Genomic DNA, 18,448 nt, shown 5'->3' on the forward strand with positions numbered 1-18,448 from the left:
ATTAATAAGTTGTTAAATTAGCATATGAATTTATTCCTGTGTAAAGTATATCTGTAATATCTTTATCTGTAGTATATTTAATTCTTTCGGAGATTAGGTGAAGAACCTGGAGAAAACTTTCGTAACTTTTAATGGTGAAAAACTGTGAATACCATGATTCAGTTGTTAGGGGGCAGGGTTCAATATATCGGCTAAAAGTTAATCTTAGAAAAGCATCAATTTTTATGAATTTTTTCCTATCGATGCTGATCTTAATTATTTGTTTTTTTTTCAGGTTAAGTGAAATCCATTTTAATTTACTTTTATCAAGCAGGAAAATTATTAGTTCACTAGACCAAACTATGTGTTGTTTTTTAAATGAAATTCTGGCCATTTCACCAGCGTAAATAGGTCTATTTATATATTCATGCACATCTTGACATGGCCTTTTAAGAATAGTTTTTAAATTGAAGGTCCCATTTTCACGAATATTTATAGTATTAGCAAGATTGCTATTTTTTAATTTAAATAAGCATGAAAAATCCTTTTCCTCTTCTATCCAAGAGTCGTAACCGCCCCACTTGTTTATAGGCGAGTTACTTTTTATTCCACTGTAAAAATCCTTACCTATCATATTAGTTCGGTTCATTACAGTATTGTGTAAATGAAATGCATCCAATTTTACTCTAAGCATTATTTCATCCAATTAAGATATTAAAAAGATATTTTTGCAATAGGATTTAAGTTTCTGTTCTCACGTACTAAATTCAGTCTCAAATGTGTCCCTCAATAAATATTTATTAACTTATAGAACCAACAGTATTATCCCTGAAAAAATTAAATAAGAAACTCCTATTTTATACTTGCAAAAGTAAATGAGCGATGCGAAGTACTTTTTTAATATATGGACATAGTTTTATGAAATCTAGCCAAAATACAATAGTGGAAAATTTATTTTTGATGCATAGTTTTAGAAGTTTGATAAATAGTCTCAGTAAGGTCTTAAATATGATTTAAAAAGTGGCTGTGAACGATATAGCAAGGAATTCTATATTGAGTTCGCTAAAACAGATCACCACATGATGGATATAAACCTATTTTCTCATATTCTCTCGCTTATCGATCGCGATCGTTTCAATTTTTTATTCGCAAGCATCATTCGGATAAGTGCCACATGGGTATAAGTACGGTGGCAAGCAAGGCCAATATGTCTTATGTGAATTCTTGTCGGGACCGCAAATTGTTTCGTGATCAGTATGTGGGGTTATTAAACACACACTGAAAGAAGCATACGCATCTTCGTTCAGAACTACGTATGTTAAATTTCTAAGATGTCTCTGTGACCCCGTTTTGCCTGTCCAAGAATGATAGGATTAGGTTATGAAGTGCCTAATATTTAGGTAAAGATTTGGATTACGATGGTTGTGTTCTAAGATTCGTGCATATTAGCGATGACAAAACACATGAATCCACCATGACAAAGACTCTATCTTTTCCACAGGATTGTGTCTGGATATACGTTTTGGACAGTAGGGGCTTTTTCGTATTAAGGAGAAATACAATATGAAATATATAGTACTGAAGTGTCGGCAAAGCGATGAACGGGTGATTGCAGACCAGTTATTGTCTTGGATGGAGTCTGCAAGAGCTCAGTACGAAGATAATAAGGTGCGTCCTGCCAAAGTTTGGAATAGTATAAAAAATGTGGAGTATAACTCTTTGACCAAACATTTTCAAAGGAAAGCGGCCACGGTAGCGGCAATTTACATACACTGCTGGGAGATTGTGATATTCTCTAAATACCTCAAGTAGCAGTTGATTTTCACAAGTTTTGTTGCCACTTGCGAGAATGCCGTTTACATCTGGATTTCGACAGCTCCGATCGGAATATTACTCTTCAAATGAAAAATATGTGGAACATGTCCAATCTGCTGAATTTCATACGGCCAAATTTACGTCAAGATTGATCTGTAGGGATAGGTCGATGATCCGTCTATTTCAGACAAAATACACGAAAATAATAAACATGAACGGTCAATGTGAAGAGTAACAAAAAAAGCCGCGTAAAAGTAGCCAGAGATAGGGACTTATATGTACCTAACGGTACTGAAATAGTCTAATAAAATTTAGTAGATAAGTTTCGAAGTGAAATAATTGTAATATTTAATCGTCAAAAATCTTATTTTTGTTTGTTTTTGAAATTATGGCTATTGAAATTGAATATAAATATGGAATTGATACTTATGTAGAATCTATATTCGTATTACGACAGCAAATTGAACAAAGGTTTCAGATGCACAGTCATAAAAAAGCACAGCTGCTGCTTATAACTGGAGGTCTTGCTATTCTGCAGACAAAGGAAAAAGACTATTATATCCCTATTAACCATTTCATTTGGATACCTAAGAATTTTTTTCATAACTTAAAATTTACGGCAAATAATCTAGAACTTATCAACATATACTTCCCAGACGAAGATCACTACCGGTCCCCTTTTTATGCAGAGCTTGGTATCTACCCTGTAAGTAGTCTTCTAACTGAAATGTTAAAATTCACCAAGGATTGGCAAGGACACTATTTTAAGGGGGCTTGGGAATATGAGTTTATGTCTGCCTTAAAACACATGCTACCGCATGAAGAACTTCCGAGCTTTAACTTACAGCTTCCCACAACAGAAAATCACAAAGTATCACCTATACTGGAGTTCATTTGGAATAATTTACATGAACCTTTAACATTGCATCATACATCTCGAGCTTTCGCACTGAGTGAGAGAAGTCTAACAAGGCTTTTTAAAGACATTCTCGGTATTTCTGTCATACAATACGTTAAGATGGCAAGAATTATTAAGGCATTACATCTGTTAGCTGACACGCAATTAAACATAAGCAGTATCTCATATTCTGTGGGATTTTCTAATAATTCTGCATTTAGCGTTGCTTTTAAGCAGTTAACTAATTTGAGTCCATCTGAGTATAGATTAATGGTAATCAAATAATATTATGCATTCTTTAAAATTTTATAGTAAATTAAGGATTCCTGATTATCTGAACAAAAATTTGTTACCAATGATTTCATTTGATAATTTCAAATTGATATAATTAATCGGTAGATTTCAAATTAAAGTAAAAATATCCATCCTTTGTTTTATATTCAGGATTAAATGAGAATACTTTTTTTAAATTCAAAATAATCATGGCGACAAGCTTTAAGGAGGCTATTTAGATCAGCGTTAAGATATGATTTAGTTAATGGAGAATCAAAAAATAAGATTTAAAATGGAAAAGAAATCCCACCAATATAAAATTCAATTGGAATATTTAAAGAATAACAAAGGGGAAATATTGGAGCAGGAACCCTTGACGTTCGAATTCCAAAATCACGATGACATTTTTAAAATTATTGAAATGTCAATACAAAGGAATAATTTTCCTACACAACAAGACAATGTAGAGTTTGCGTTGGGATTGAAGCTATTTAGTGAGGTAATGCTGAGAAATAAAGATAATTCTTTGTTTGAGGATTTTATTCCTGCATTCCAGCAATTGATGAATAAAATAAAATCTAAGTAATAAAATACGATCATGTATAATTCTTTGTTTTTATTTTTCTTCTTCTGGTCAAACATCCTATTTGCTCAAAAGAAGCAGTATATCCTGGCTCTATCGAAGGGAGATAGTTCATTGGTTGTTTTGGATTATCAAACGCTCAAGGCTATAAAATCAATCCCCCTCAGTACAGATCCCCATGAGATCGTAACCAATAGCGAAGGAACTGAAGCCTATATTTCACATCCGATTCTGACAGGGATCGGAACCAAAATTAATGTGGTCGATCTGAAAAACTTAAATTTAAAAAGGACAATAGATACAAAGCCTTTTTATACACCTCACGGCTTATCCTATCAGTCTAATAAGCTCTGGGTTACAGTACAGGGATCGAAAGCAGTGGTCTTATTGGATTTAAAGACGGATCGAGTTGAACAAGTATTTGGAACCGGTCAAGACTTTACTCACTTGATATCCGTTCGGAATGACGGTTTAGCATTCTATACAACCAATGTTGAATCCGGAACAGTCAGTGTTTATGAAAAAAGGGATATTCCTCCCTATATGCCTCCAACAGGAGTCTTGCCTCCCAATGCAAAAATACGGAAGGAGTGGCGGCAAGATCTCATACAGGTTGGTATCGGCGCGGAGGGGTTTGATGTTTCCAGAGACGGCAAAGAATTGTGGACAGCTCGTCCAGATGGTCATATCATCGTGGTGGATTTGGAGAAAAAGCTTATCAAGCATGATATAAATAGTGGTGTATTGGGCTTACATCGTCTCAAAATAACACCCGATGGAAATACAGTATGTATTGTGAGTGTTAAAACAGGCGATCTACTTTTTTATAATCGGACCACATTGCAACTTGAGCAAAAACAAAAAATTGGTAGAGGTGCAGGTATCTATATGGATCCTGAACAAGAACGTATGTTCATCTCTTGTACCCCAGACAATTATATTGCTGTAATAGACCTAAAGACTCGGCAGGAAATTAAGAGAATTAATATAGCAAGGCCTGACGGAGTTACTTCCGTGGAGGTTCTTAAATAATGAGCATGAAAGTGAGTAAATTTAATAATATAAGGGTGTTGGTACATCTACTTTCCTGGACATTGCTTGCATTTGCTTTGCTTGGATACCCCTATACATTAAAAAAGGAAATATCTTATCCCGCTGAATTTTTGATTAAGCAGGTTATTCACCTTTGTATTATGGTGATAGCTTATTATATGAATTCGTATTATTTTGTGCCCTACTTTCTATTTAATAAGAGATATGTATGGTATGTAATAAGTATCGTATGTTTTGTTCTATTTGCTTCTTTTTTTATGTCTTTTGTGTCTCGGCTACTTGATCTCCATAACAAGGAACCATTTTTACAGATTCCTACTATCTGGCATAGATTATACCTTGACCGTTTTGCAACTTGGACAACTTTGATCATGCTGGGTATTAGTACCTCTATGTCGATTATGACTAAATGGAATAAAGACAGTAAAAGGTTAGTGCATTTGGAACACGAGCAAGTTCAAATGGAACTTACCACGTTGAGAGCACAAATCCATCCGCATTTTCTTTTTAACACCCTTAATAGCATTTATGCACTTAGCTATTTAGATGCAGATGCTTCACGAAAAGCGCTTGCGCAGACTTCGCGGTTGCTCCGCTATCAATTTTACGAGGTAAAACATACATTGACCCCATTAGCAAATGAGTTGGCATTTATAAAAGACTATGTGTCTATTATGCGATTACGTACAAATAACAATATTCATATCGAATTGTTGATCCCCGAAGAAACTGGAGATTTTCAAATTGCACCCATGCTTCTGATCTCATATATTGAAAACGTTTTTAAACATGGTATTACTGATGATGATGCAACTATATTCATCAAAATAGCAATGGAGGGTGATATACTAACGTTGAAAACAAAAAATAAAATTGGTACATTTTCCAATAGCTTAGAGGAGCTTGAAATAAAAGGAGTAGGAATGAGTAACGCAAAAAGGAGACTAGAATTATTATACGCATCGCGTTATAACATAATCACTGAAGTAGACGAAGTAAACAGGACCTATAATTTAAAACTTGCAATCCAACTGACATGATATTAAATTGTGTGACGATCGATGATGAACCATTAGCACTAGGTCTCCTTAATTCCTTTATCGAAAATACGCCAGCATTGCGGCTGATTTCTACCTATAATAGTACAAAGGACATTATCGATAGAATTTCTGAAATAGAATTTGAGTTGTTGTTTTTGGATATAAATATGCCTGGCATTAATGGAATCGAAATCGCGCGATCTGTTAAGGAATTGGAGGAATCCAAACGGCCAAAAGTTATTTTCACTACAGCGCATAATGAATTTGCTGTCGAAAGCTATGAAGTAGAAGCTTTAGGCTATTTATTAAAACCCTTTGAATATCATGAATTTTTGAATGTTGTCGATAAAGCTTCTAAATACTACCAGTCAACAATTGCAGCCTTGCCTAATCTTCTCGGGGAGGGGGCACTATTTGTCAGATCTGATCATCAACAAATAAAGATTGCATGGGAGGATATTAAATTTATTCAAGGCTTAAAAGATTATGTTGCTATTCATTTGAAATCCTCTGACAAAACAATTGTCACGTTAGCTACATTGAAGTCACTTGAACAGAAATTGCCGTTAGAAAGATTCCGGCGGATTCAAAAGTCGTATATCGTGGCATTGGATGCGGTCACGTCTTTATCCACCAATAGTGTATGGATTGAGGATTATGAAATAACAATTGGGGAGCAGTATAAAAAAGGACTTCACGCAATCTTTAAAAAGTTGCTTACTTAAGAGAGATTAAATTCCTCAACTGCCTTATCATTTCTTGGTGCCAAGTTATCCGATGTATATAGTTGTAACTTAAGTGATTTACTAATCATGCTCAATTTTTTCTGGCCATTTCTTTAGGAGTAACATCGAAAGTTCTTTTAAAAATGAGAATAAAATGAGAAACATTTTTATAACCCAATCGTGCCGCAATATCGTTTACACTATATCCATCGCATACTAAGGCTTTTGCTTCTAGCATACGAAGATGGATAATATAGGATTTTATCGTTGTTCCAAATTTTAACTTGAAGAAATATTTAAGTTTAAAATCATTTAATAGCACCAACCTTGACAACTGTTTGATTGTCGGAGATTGTTGATAATTTGTAAGTAAATAGGCTTTTGCAATGGCTAATTTTTGTTCAACTTCGCTTGGAATTGTTGAATCAGAAAAATTCAGGGGAGCCTGTAGAAGCAAGAGATATAAAAGTTCTTTTATTTTTAACTCAAAATAATATCTTTTAAACGGACCATCAATATTTTCGTATAAAAGGCTGTCAATTATATTTTTTATGCTGGGTTCAAGAAAATATTCAAAGGAATTGCTTGCGTGGCTCACCAGATTTTCAAAAAAATTATCCTTATTGATCCAAGGTTCCTTTCCAAAAAGGTTGGTAAAAAAATCTACAGAAAATAAAACGGTACAGCGGGATGCCTTAGTTTCCAGTGTAGTTAACTGTTGTGCCTGAGTCGTTAACTTATTGGAGATCCTAACTATACCTCGTTGACAGACTATTGATATAAAGGGTTTATCTATGTATAATTGTGTGGCAAATAAGTTTTCTTCCTCTAATATGCATAATCCGGGCATAACCCATCTTCTCACCGACAATTTACCCAGATCAGTTTTAAATTCCTTTTTGCTATAAACTATTTCATCCCTATCACTGCCTCTCACAGGGAGTGTAATTTCCATTATTTGTCTACTATTATCAGCTTGTGCTAAGAGACGAATATTGATATAATTCTTCATTTTATTTTTAATCATTCTAAACAAAGCAAAGTTGCAGCCTCTAAATCTTGTAAAAAAGAGTTTCGTCGATCTAGGTTGAGCTTTGGTCGAAAATATCCTTATAATCCCTAAAACATGATTTTTAATCCCATTTCCGTTATCCCGCGAAGGTCGTCATCTCTTAAATTTGCTTCAATTTGAAATTAGTCTAAATAACAATAGTATTACAAAAGATTGGTCCATGTTAATTAATCTAAGTCATATAATGAGGAAATATCTACTTCTATTTATTTTGTTTTTTACGCTACAAGCATTAGCTCAACATCATACATCTGTGAAGATAATCGGTTATGTTAAAAATGCGGATGGAAAAGCGTTATCAGATGCGACGGTATATATTAAGAATACGGCGTATAGTACTTCAACAGATAAAGACGGACACTATATATTGGTGGTTGCGCCGGGAAAATATGAAATTATTGGTTCTAAAGTTGGATTCTTAGCTCATAAAGAGTCTGCTACAGTGACTATTGGTGAAAATAAGTACCTACAATTTGATTTAAATGCAGATCCGAATACAACATTGGACCAAGTCGTCGTTGCTGGCAAATCTGGTATTCAGGAGGTCCGAGAGTCACCTTTTAATGTAGTCGCGTTGGATGCTAAAGCAAGATATAATTCGACGATGAACCTTACAGATCTCTTGGCAAAAGCTTCGGGAGTCAAAATAAGACAGGCTGGAGGTCTGGGGTCGGATGTTAATATCGCGATTAATGGATTCACTGGGCGTAACATAAAGATTTTTATGGACGGTGTGCCTATGCAGGGTACAAGTTCCTCCTTCCAGCTCAATAATATTCCAGTGTCACTTGCTGAACGTATTGAAATCTATAAAGGCGTAATACCCATTGAATTTGGATCTGACGCTTTGGGGGGAGTAATTAATATTGTAACTAATCAGAGTACGAATTCTTTTGTAGATGCATCCTATTCGTATGGTACATATAATACACATCGCACCAATATTATCGTGGGGCACACAACTCCCAAAGGTTTCTCATTTCAGCTAAACGGATATCAAAACTATTCGGATAATAGCTATAAAATAAAAAGCAGATTAAAAACGAATGGAAATACCAGTCGCGATACGATGTGGTTCAAGCGTTTTCATGGTGGTTATCACAATGAGGGTTTAGTTGCTAAAGTTGGGTGGGTAAATAAACCTTGGGCGGATCGATTTTTTATTGGAGCGACATTGAGTCAGGATTATAAAGAAATCCAGAATGCTCCCGGAAATATAGAAACGGTCTACGGAGACGTGTTTCAAAAATCAAAAGGATTACAACCTACAATGGAATATTATAAAAGAGATCTGCTAATTAAGGGATTGACGGCGCGTGTAACCGCTAATTATAATTTTAGTCGAAATAGTACAGTAGATACGTCCAGTTATTCTTACAACTGGTTGGGGGAACGCATCATTGCTGTGTCAAAAGGAGAGCGTGGTGTTGCAGGCCTTTCAGACTCAGATAATTCTAATTATTCTGGGACGGCTAATTTAAGCTATCGAATTAATGATCAGCATGCCATTACCCTGAATGATATCCAGACCGGTTTTGTAAGAAAATTAGTGTCAGATCTGCCCGAAGAATCGCTCAGTGAATTTGAAAAACTAAAAAGACATAGTTCAAAAAATGTACTTGGTTTATCCTATCGTTATCGTCATAGCCGCAGTTGGAACGTAAATGCTTTTGGTAAAAATTATTTACAGAAGGTTCGAGGACCATATAATAATGGCGATGAAGCGCATCCGGATTATCAGGAAAAATCAGTATCGTACAATAAAATCGGTTATGGAATTGCCAGTACCTATTTCTGGAGGGAATTTCAGTTCAAGGCATCTTGGGAGCGGGCATATCGTTTACCTTCTGATAGGGACCTGTTTGGAGATGAGACGGAGGAAGTCGGTAATACAGACCTGAAACCAGAGAGTTCGATGAACTATAATCTTGGTGTGACCATGAATAAAGAATTTGGTCATGCACATGTAATCTATGTGGATGTCAATGGTTATTATAGAGATACCAAAGATTTTATTAGGACCACATTTATGCCACGATCGCAATTAACAGAGCTTGTCAATTTTGGTAAGACGCGAACTATAGGAGTCGATCTTGAAGCCCGTTATTACTTTAAGAATATAGCAACTATTGGAGGAACATATACTTTTATGAACCTGTACAATAACGAAAAGACGAGAGATGCTGCTTCTGGTACAGTAGCGAATTCTACTTACAAAGATCATATGCCGAACATCCCCTACAATTTTGGCAACCTTGAGGCGGGTTATTATTTGCATCATCTAGGCGGTAAGGATAATGTACTAAATCTGACTTACTCCTTTAATTATGTTGGGAAGTTTTATCTGAATTTTGAAAGTTTAGGTGATGCTGTCAATGGAGGAGAAAAGTATGCTCTTCCAACACAAATATCACATGATTTTGGGGCTACTTATATGGTCAAAAACGGAAAGTACAATTTTACGCTTGAAGTGCAGAATTTAACCGGTGCCGAATTGGCGGACAATTTTGGAATGCTCAAACCAGGGCGTGCTATCTATGGTAAGGTACGCTTCTATGTAATGAAAAGAACTAAAAATCAATAAAATAGATAATTTTTAATAAAATAATGATGAATAGAACAAAAACCAAGTTTTTTAGCTTCGCTATGGTCTTTCTGGCTTTAGCGTCTTGTAGTAAGGATAATAATATTAATGATACAGATCCTACACCAGTTGATCCAGAGAATCCTGAAGTTGTTGTCAAGGATAAATATTTCTTTGCGGGTGTGAATAATGGATTTACCTATGTTATGGCATTGGATGATCTTGCAAAAGATACCGTTATTACCACAAAATATCCCGGTACGATCGAATATAATGGAAGCTTTACGCAATGGGGATATAATGGCACAAGTGCATTGTTTGCCATAGAATATCGTCAGGGTAACCCTGCTCCAGGTTCGGTGTTTCAGTTAAGTGCATCGGGAGCACTGAAGAAAATAGATGACTTTACATTGGATAAGGGGTTCAACAGTATCGGTTCTTTTAGTCATTACTTGGTAGCTATTGCCAATGGAGAAACATTGACTGCTCCAAATGATGGTAAAAAAGGATCGGTATTTTATTCAGTGAATATTTCGAATCAAAATCAGATCACGCCATATCCAGTACTTGGTGAAAACTATGTGAATGATTTTACAGCAAGTTTTGTAGGTTTAGCAGATGCCGGCAATGAAACTTTCTTAAGTGGGGTCAATTTAGCGGCAGGGCCTAGTGCTGTAGCCCCTCCAACAGATAAAATATATGTCGCAAAATTTGACGCGTCGATGAAAATTTTGACAAAATATGAAGATAGTCGCCTAAGTCCAACGGGTGGGCAATTTAGGTCGGCAAGATACGGTCAATTGGCGAATGACCAGGAAGGAAATACTTATGTGTTCTCTTCAGGCTATCAAGGCGTAAAACCTTCCGGTGCATTATTGATAAAAAAAGGAGCCGCAGCCTTTGATGCAAGCTATTTCTTTGATATTTCAGCAGCATCAGGAGGCTATGCACTTCGCAAAGTTTGGAATATCAAAGATGATTATTTTTTATTAGAAATGTATAATACCGCAGGAACTGCTTCAAGTGGAGGAACCGCAACACAGTATGGAGTTGTTAAAATGAGCGATAAATCGTTCAAAATGATAACAGACGGTTTCCCTGCTATTGACAAAATATCTAGCGTTGGCTGGCCATTTACAGCAGACGGAAAAGCCTATATTCCTGTAGTCACAACCGATGCGTATCCAACAGTTTATGTCGTAGACCCTGCAACTGCTAAAGCAACTAAAGGTGTCTCTATTTCTGATGCAACTTCTATCCCTGGATTGGGTAAATTGACTCCTCAGGCAGATATAAATTAGTTTTATTTACGTATTTGCACTATTCTAAATTGCTCAATAATATTTGAGCAATTTAGAATACGAATAATAACTGAATCCACCGTGAATCAATATTTTAAAAATATAAGAAACTATGGAGTACAAAATGATAAAAATTGCACTAGGTTGTTTGCTTTTCACAGTTATTGGACACAATGCATCTGCACAAGCTGTGAGAAAATCTACCAAAGTAGGAGATGGGGTGTACGAACTCGTCTACAATGAAAAAAATAATCAGGTTTATGTAACAACAACCCGTGGAAATGCCGAAAAGCCAACAATATATGCCTTAGATGCAAATACACTAGCGGTTAAAGATTCCATTACACTCGAAAACGGTGCTTTTGGTCTTGGTATCAATCAAAAAACACAAATTATTTATGGTACAGTTACACGTGGAGCCGCTGTGATTGCAATTGACATAAAGACAGGCAAAACACTGGCCTCGATTACTAACGGACTGGAGAAAGGGCATACTCGAGAGGCTGTCGTAAATGAGAAAACCAATAAGATTTATGTTTCTGACGTGGGTGCTGGCGTATGGGAAATTGATGGTAAATCAAATACGTTCACACATATGCTGAATGGAATAAAAGGAGCTACTGGATTAGCGGTAGATGGAACACGCGATAGACTTTATGCCATCAGTAAGGGTAAAGTAGTGTTTTATAATCTAAAATCGGATGCTGTAATTGATAGCTTTTCAACTGGAGCCGAAAAGGCAATTAATCTAGCTTTGGATACAAAACGCAATCATTTATTTGTCTCGCATCAGACCGGGGCTGTCAGCGACCTAAATGCTGAAAATGGAGAGCTGCTGAAAACTGTTCCAGCGGGTGAAGGTGCTCTGGGTATCGTTTATAGCGCACAAAAGGACGCTGTTTTTGTAGCTAACAGAGCTGCGGGCAATGTCACGGTCATTAACGCAAAAGACTATACTGTCCTTGCTACGGTAGAGAGCGGTTCTTTGCCCAATACCGTCGTAGTCGATCCCAAAGGGAATGCCTTTGTCAGCAACAAAGCGCAGGGAGGTGGACGTCCAAAAAAAGGAGAAAAACCAAAAGCGTCTAATGATCCTAACGGAGATATAGTTACCAAAATCAGTTTATTGAATTGATTCTTTGGTGAAGGTTATCTAATGCGGAAAAAATATTATTTATGAAAGAGGAAATTATTGAGACGATGAAAAATCGCGGATGCATTATTACAGATAGGCAAAAATGGATCGTCGAGGCTGTTTGTCAGGTCGAGGTCATTGACAGTATTGATGATTTTTGGATAAAATTACGAGAGAATCGGTCTGTTTCCTGGTCTACTGTACGTACTACCTTCCGTTTTATGACCTTATGTGGAATTTTGCGTAGGGAATCGCGAGGCAACCGATCTGTATCTTATCGTTTAATGACCCAAGACAATACGTAGTATCTAATTTCCGCGAAACAAGCTCAGTTATCTAAACACAATTTTAAAAAATGAAAAAAATATTTGTTGCAGCGTCATTGTTCTTTGCAATGCAGGCACAGGCACAGGAAAGCACTTTGTTGAATAAAGAGTTTTGGACAGGTAGTCCAACGATAGAGGCTGTAAAATCTGAATTCTCAAAGAAAGCCTTTAATTTTAAAGAAGTCATGGCTGGTGATGATCCGCTGAGCTTAGCCATTAACAATGATGCACCCATTGATGTGATCAAATTTCTTGCTGGCCAGCCTGGCGTCGATTTCAAACGTGGTATTCACGAGGGGCGTACTTATTTACATGCTGCCGCGTCCAAAGGAAATGCCGAAGCGGTCGATTGTCTTATAAAGAGCGGTTCCGACATGAATTTTACCGATGCCCATGATCAGACAGCATTGAGTTATTCGGCCTATGTTGGTAAAACTACACTTCCCGTATTGGAGGCTTTTGTTAAAAATGGATTCGATGTCAATACAAAGTTTGAGAAAAAGGGCGGAGCAAATATTTTATTGTTGGCGGCTCCAGCAGATCACGATTTAGCGATCACGGATTATCTTGTTTCTAAAGATGTTTCACTTCATTCAGTAGATAACAATGGTGCTACCATAGTTGACTATGCTGCTAAGTTGGGGAATGTGGATATTCTGAGGAAGCTGATACAGAAAGGTGCGAAGTATACAGATAACTCGCTGACAATTGCAGCCCAGGGACCTTTCCGCAGCGCTAACACCATAGGTATTTACAAGTTTCTTGTTGAAGATCTAAAACTGGATCCTAAAGCGACTAATAAACAAGGGCAAAATGTTTTGCATCTTATCGCCGGTAAGCAGGACCAAAGTGATATTATCGCTTATTTCTTAGAGAAAGGAGTTGACGTTAACCAGAAAGACCGAAATGGTAACACTGCTTTTATGGGAATCGCCGGTATCAAAAGTGCCGAAATTGTTGAGGGGGTATTGCCAAATGTAAAAGATATCAACGCTGTCAATAATAAAGGAGAATCTGCACTTACGAATGCCGTGAAAAGTTCAACGGCCGAAGTAGTATCATTATTAGTAAAAAGCGGAGCAAATGTAAAGCTTGAGCATAACGATGGACACAATTTAGCTTATATTGCAGTGGATGCATACCGTGGTGCTGGCGGCAGAGGTGGTTTTGGTGGAAGAAACGGAGGCGGACAAAGTGCTGCTCCAAAAATTTCTCCAGCAATAGATTTAGGAAACAAACTGGATCTCCTAAAGGAAAAGGGACTGAATGTGGCTGCTTCTGCTGCTGATGGAAGTACTCTGTACCATTTGGCCGTGACCAAAAATGATCCAGATCTACTTAAAAAGGTCTCAACTCTGGGAATAGATGTCAACGCGAAAAATGCTGAAGGGATGACCGCATTGCATAAAGCCGCCATGCTGGCTAAAAAAGATGATGTACTCCAGGTTTTAGTTGCCGCCGGTGCAAAAAAAGAACTGCAGACTTCTTTCGGAGAAACAGCATATGATCTAGCTTCTGAAAATGAGTTATTGAAACAAGCTAATATTTCCGTTGATTTTCTAAAATAGAGACGTATGATCCAAAAGTTAAAATATGTATTGATTTTTATTGCTGTTGCATCCGCTGTGATACATGTGAAAGCACAGTCCAGTACCAAGTATAAGTGCATGATTCAATTAAATAATTATTCTGGTCCCGCATCTTATATTGTGGTTTCTCTTGTGAATAAAAACGATGAGTACGAAAAAACACTTTATATTCTAGGAAGCGATCAAAAATGGTATCCGGATCTCAAAGCCTGGCACAAGGCTTTTAAGAAAAAGCCTACGGATATCAGTGCGATTACTGGCGCATCTATTTCTGGTGGAGATCGCACTGTCATGAGTATTAACATCGATAACTCGAAACTCAATGCGGGTTATAAAATTCGCTTTGAGTCGGCTGTTGAGCACAATCCCTATCATCAGAAAGACGCGGAAATACCTTTGACTACCGAAGGGCTTTCAAAAAAGACAGATGGTACGGGATATATACGTTATGTGAGATTTAGCACAAATTAATTTTTCAATACTGCATGATCATTTCTGTATGGAGGTATAGTCACTTAACACTGGCTATATCTTCGTTTTTATTATTAATTGTAGCATCGATTTCTGGATTTTTCTTGGCGTTCGAACCAATTTTAATGCGATCCCAAAACGTCCAGGTTGACAGATCCGATACTATTTCTTTAGCGTATGCCATTCCATTGCTCAAGGAGAAATTTCAAGGTATACAGGAAATTGAGGTGGATGATTACGATAATGTTATTGTTAAGTACGCTGATGCTAAAGGTGTCGATCAGAAGAAATACGTTTCAGCTGTAACTGGTGAGATTCTTGGAACCCCTCAAGCACAACAACCCTTTTTTCAGTGGATGACAGTTGTACATCGATCCTTATTTTTACATAATACCGGGCGTATTATTATGTGCATTACGGCTGGAGCACTTTTATTAATAGCTGTTTCGGGAATATTGTTGGTCGTACAACGACAGAATGGATGGCGGCGTTTCTTCTCAAACGTGGAAAAAACCGGTCTTTTTCATTATTATCATGTTGTTCTGGGCAGACTCTCTCTATTTTTTATTCTAGCACTTTCTGTTACGGGAATTTACTTGACTATTTTTGGTTTCACATACAAAGCGACTAATATTATTTCCAGTATCGATGAAAGCTCGCTTAAAGAAGAGCCTTTTAAAGAAGTTGCTAATTTTGACGCATGGAAAGATCTGACCTTGGCAAATCTCAAAAAGTTGCAATATCCATTTTCAGAGTTTCCAGAAGACTACTATTACGTCAAGCTAAAAGATCGCGAATTTTATCTCAATCAATTTACAGGTGAAGTGTTAGCCGTTCAGGATTTTTCGACTGCCTACCGTATGTCAGATTTAAGTCTGCGTTGGCATACCGGTCGTGCTGGAATTATATGGGCACTTATTCTTGCGGTCAATTCGGGTTACATACTGTTTTTTATTTACTCTGGTTTCGCTATCAGTTTAAAACGTAAGAAAGGTAATACCAAAAATGTATTTAGAGAAACGGAAGCGGAAATTATCTTTTTAGTGGGATCTGAAAATGGTGGGACCTTTCATTTTGCAAGCTCTATCTACAAACGACTAATTGAGCAAGGTAAAAGGGCTTATCTTACCGATATGAATAAGTTTAATCTGTTTCCTAAGGCAAAACATTTTGTCATTATGACCAGTACATACGGTCAGGGTGAGCCGCCTTCAAATGCAAACCTATTTGTTGAAAAACTAAGTAAATATGCACAGGCTAATCAAGTTACATATGCTGTTGTGGGATTTGGTTCCAGGAGTTATCCATTGTATTGCAAATTTGCGGATGATGTGGATAACGCTTTGAAGAAACAGTCTTGGGCTACCGAAATGTTACCCCTTTATAAAGTAAATGATAGATCGCCACAAGATTTTGGAGACTGGCTTACAGCTTGGACGCAGCTTATTGATTGTCCCATTTTACTTCCAAGAGAATTGCAAACACCGAACTCCCAAAAATTGAAAAAGCTATCAGTTGTCGAGAGAACTCCACTAAATTCAGAGCAAGTATTCATGGTCAAGCTGGAGTCTCAGGATGTTTTCTCGGGAGATTTACTGGCAATTTATCCCAGAAATGATCATCGAGAACGTCTTTATTCTATAGGAAAGATTGGTGATCATATCCTATTAAGCATTAAATTACATGAGCACGGTCTAGGTTCTAACTTTTTGTATCAGCTCGATAAAGGAGATGTATTAGATGCTAAACTGATCAAAAATAATCATTTCCGTTTTCCAAAATATGCCAGGGAACTGATACTTATTTCTAACGGAACAGGAATAGCTCCATTTTTAGGGATAATTAACGAAAATTATAAAAAGATTCCCATCCACTTGTATTGTGGTTTCAGAAGAGAATCTTCATTCGACTTATACCGTCCGTATATTGAATCATACCTAGAGAATGGCAACTTAAAAGCCTTATGCCTCGCTTTGTCCCGAGAGGGCGATCAACGATATGTGAGTGATTACCTATTGGAAAATAGTGCTCGGATTTGGGACTCATTAAATAGGGGAGGTGTGATTATGCTTTGCGGCTCTCTTGCCATGCAACAAGATGTAGTCTGCATTTTAAAAGAAATCTGTGCCGTAAATCATCCTGGCGGCTATGATAAATTTATTGAACAGTCAAAAATTCTTTTTGATTGTTATTAATTAAATAGATATGAGGTTTATTTTACTGCTCGTATTTTTACTACTTCATAGCCTTTGTGATGCACAAGTAGTTACTAAAAGGACGGCAACACTGATGGGTTGTAAATTTGATTTTACAGTAGTTGGCAATGATTCTTTAAGCAATGAGATCAATATCGACACTGTCGTTGCGGAAGTCCTCAGGATAGAGAATTTAATCTCTGAATGGAAAAGTACATCAGAAATATCGGATGTCAATAGAAATGCAGGCATAAAGCCTACGAAAGTGAGTAAGGAAGTTTTTGAACTTACCGCTAGGGCTATTCGCTATTCGAAGATGAGCCAAGGTGCATTCGATATCAGTTTCGCTTCCATTGACAAAGTCTGGCGTTTTGATGGAAGCATGAGTGAGCTGCCCACGCCCGAACTTATAAAAAAGTCTGTTGAGAAAATCGGTTATCAAAATATTATTTTGGACAGTCTTCAATCCACTATTTTTCTGAAAATTGAAGGTATGAAGATCGGATTTGGATCTATTGGCAAAGGATATGCTGCGGACAAGGGAAAAGATATTATGGTGCGAAGGGGTGTTAAAGCAGGTATCGTAAATGCCTCAGGAGATATGTGCGTATGGGGAAAGCAACCAAATGGACGGGATTGGATCATCGGAATAGCAAATCCATTTAAAACAGATGAGGTAATCAAAAGAATCGTGATAAAAGACCAAGCGGTTACTACATCAGGAAGCTACCAAAACTTTATTATGATCGGTGAAAAACGTTACTCGCATATTATTGATCCAAAGACAGGTTATCCCGTCTCGGAACTGTGTAGCGTTACTGTTGTTGGACCTAATGCTGAAATAGCAAATGCATTTAGTACCAGTCTAATGGTTCTCGGGAAAAAGAAAGGACTGGAATTAATTGAAAAGTATCCAGATTATAAATGCTTTATGGTTACAGATGGTGGAGAAACTATCTATAGCAGATAGCTTCTCTTCGATTATAAGCTTATCAAATATCCACCTCGAGCTATTCATTTGAATTTTTCGCTACATCAGTCTAAATAACTTTGAATGACTAGGTCCAAAGTAAAGAAATATGGACTAAAAATAGCCGCTAAGAAGTAACTGAAAATATTGTTATTACTTTACTTTTATCTAGTTTTATAGGATACGCCAAAGCTATTGACTTTTATATTTAATAATCCTGATTTATAGTTAGTCATTCGGAGTATTCTTAATAGCCGGCAAAAATGGAAAAATTAGATTCAGATAGAATTTTGGAACTAAAGTTATGGGAAAAATTTGAAGAGGTAAGCTATTTTGTAAGAATTTTGAGGGTGTAAATTAAACTGTGTCAAATAAAGAATATTTATATTAGACACAGCAAATGGAAAAAGAGGAATTTGACTTTGAACGCTTCAAAGAG

Annotated in this window: 15 protein-coding genes; 13 read left to right on the top strand and 2 right to left on the bottom strand. The window is 36.7% G+C overall.

All coding sequences use genetic code 11. The features are described from left to right. Position 1: 1 nt before the first annotated feature. Positions 2 to 613: a hypothetical protein gene (locus IQ31_RS22305; protein WP_145330135.1), complete on the bottom strand. Its 612-nt coding sequence runs from the start codon at positions 611 to 613 to the stop codon at positions 2 to 4. Between the two features lie 1,569 nt (positions 614 to 2,182). Here IQ31_RS22305 and IQ31_RS22310 point away from each other — a divergent pair. From IQ31_RS22310 to IQ31_RS22330, 5 genes are all read left to right on the top strand, one after another. After that, on the top strand, positions 2,183 to 2,977 hold the full coding sequence (locus IQ31_RS22310; protein ID WP_145330137.1) for an AraC family transcriptional regulator: 795 nt from the start codon (positions 2,183 to 2,185) through the stop codon (positions 2,975 to 2,977). A gap of 280 nt (positions 2,978 to 3,257) precedes the next feature. After that, complete coding sequence (locus IQ31_RS22315) at positions 3,258 to 3,551, top strand: DUF3861 domain-containing protein (protein WP_145330139.1); 294 nt, start codon at positions 3,258 to 3,260, stop codon at positions 3,549 to 3,551. 12 nt (positions 3,552 to 3,563) lie between these two features. Further along, positions 3,564 to 4,580: a YncE family protein gene (locus IQ31_RS22320; protein WP_145330141.1), complete on the top strand. Its 1,017-nt coding sequence runs from the start codon at positions 3,564 to 3,566 to the stop codon at positions 4,578 to 4,580. A 5-nt stretch (positions 4,581 to 4,585) separates the two neighbouring features. Then, positions 4,586 to 5,641 carry a sensor histidine kinase gene (locus tag IQ31_RS22325; RefSeq protein WP_158638955.1) on the top strand — a complete coding sequence of 352 codons (1,056 nt, stop codon included), beginning with the start codon at positions 4,586 to 4,588 and terminating at the stop codon, positions 5,639 to 5,641. Then, positions 5,638 to 6,366: a LytR/AlgR family response regulator transcription factor gene (locus IQ31_RS22330; protein WP_145330146.1), complete on the top strand. Its 729-nt coding sequence runs from the start codon at positions 5,638 to 5,640 to the stop codon at positions 6,364 to 6,366. Before IQ31_RS22325 ends, IQ31_RS22330 begins: the two co-directional genes overlap by 4 nt. Positions 6,367 to 6,457: 91 nt before the next feature. Here the strand turns inward: IQ31_RS22330 and IQ31_RS22335 are convergent, their stop codons facing one another. Beyond that, positions 6,458 to 7,393 (bottom strand): helix-turn-helix transcriptional regulator, encoded by a 936-nt coding sequence (locus tag IQ31_RS22335; RefSeq protein ID WP_145330148.1) that lies wholly within the window; start codon positions 7,391 to 7,393, stop codon positions 6,458 to 6,460. 229 nt (positions 7,394 to 7,622) lie between these two features. Between IQ31_RS22335 and IQ31_RS22340 the strand changes: the two genes are divergently transcribed. The 8 genes from IQ31_RS22340 to IQ31_RS22375 all read left to right on the top strand — a co-directional run bounded on the left by IQ31_RS22340 (position 7,623) and on the right by IQ31_RS22375 (position 18,009). After that, positions 7,623 to 10,022, top strand: a complete 2,400-nt coding sequence (locus tag IQ31_RS22340) for a TonB-dependent receptor plug domain-containing protein (RefSeq protein WP_158638956.1) — start codon at positions 7,623 to 7,625, stop codon at positions 10,020 to 10,022. Between the two features lie 23 nt (positions 10,023 to 10,045). Further along, positions 10,046 to 11,323 carry a DUF4374 domain-containing protein gene (locus IQ31_RS22345; RefSeq protein ID WP_145330152.1) on the top strand — a complete coding sequence of 426 codons (1,278 nt, stop codon included), beginning with the start codon at positions 10,046 to 10,048 and terminating at the stop codon, positions 11,321 to 11,323. A gap of 112 nt (positions 11,324 to 11,435) precedes the next feature. Next, positions 11,436 to 12,458, top strand: a complete 1,023-nt coding sequence (locus IQ31_RS22350; RefSeq protein ID WP_145330154.1) for a YncE family protein — start codon at positions 11,436 to 11,438, stop codon at positions 12,456 to 12,458. Between the two features lie 41 nt (positions 12,459 to 12,499). Then, positions 12,500 to 12,763, top strand: coding sequence for a hypothetical protein (locus IQ31_RS22355; RefSeq protein ID WP_145330156.1), 264 nt, complete (start codon positions 12,500 to 12,502; stop codon positions 12,761 to 12,763). A 50-nt stretch (positions 12,764 to 12,813) separates the two neighbouring features. Further along, a complete protein-coding gene (locus IQ31_RS22360) occupies positions 12,814 to 14,352 on the top strand; it encodes an ankyrin repeat domain-containing protein (protein ID WP_145330158.1) in 1,539 nt (512 codons plus the stop codon). A gap of 6 nt (positions 14,353 to 14,358) precedes the next feature. Then, on the top strand, positions 14,359 to 14,844 hold the full coding sequence (locus IQ31_RS22365; RefSeq protein WP_145330160.1) for a DUF2271 domain-containing protein: 486 nt from the start codon (positions 14,359 to 14,361) through the stop codon (positions 14,842 to 14,844). A 14-nt stretch (positions 14,845 to 14,858) separates the two neighbouring features. Further along, on the top strand, positions 14,859 to 17,039 hold the full coding sequence (locus IQ31_RS22370) for a PepSY domain-containing protein (RefSeq protein ID WP_145330162.1): 2,181 nt from the start codon (positions 14,859 to 14,861) through the stop codon (positions 17,037 to 17,039). A 10-nt stretch (positions 17,040 to 17,049) separates the two neighbouring features. Beyond that, positions 17,050 to 18,009 (top strand): FAD:protein FMN transferase, encoded by a 960-nt coding sequence (locus tag IQ31_RS22375; RefSeq protein ID WP_145330164.1) that lies wholly within the window; start codon positions 17,050 to 17,052, stop codon positions 18,007 to 18,009. Positions 18,010 to 18,448 lie beyond the last annotated feature (439 nt).

Source organism: Sphingobacterium siyangense (assembly GCF_007830445.1).
GTDB classification, from domain to species: Bacteria; Bacteroidota; Bacteroidia; order Sphingobacteriales; family Sphingobacteriaceae; genus Sphingobacterium; species Sphingobacterium siyangense.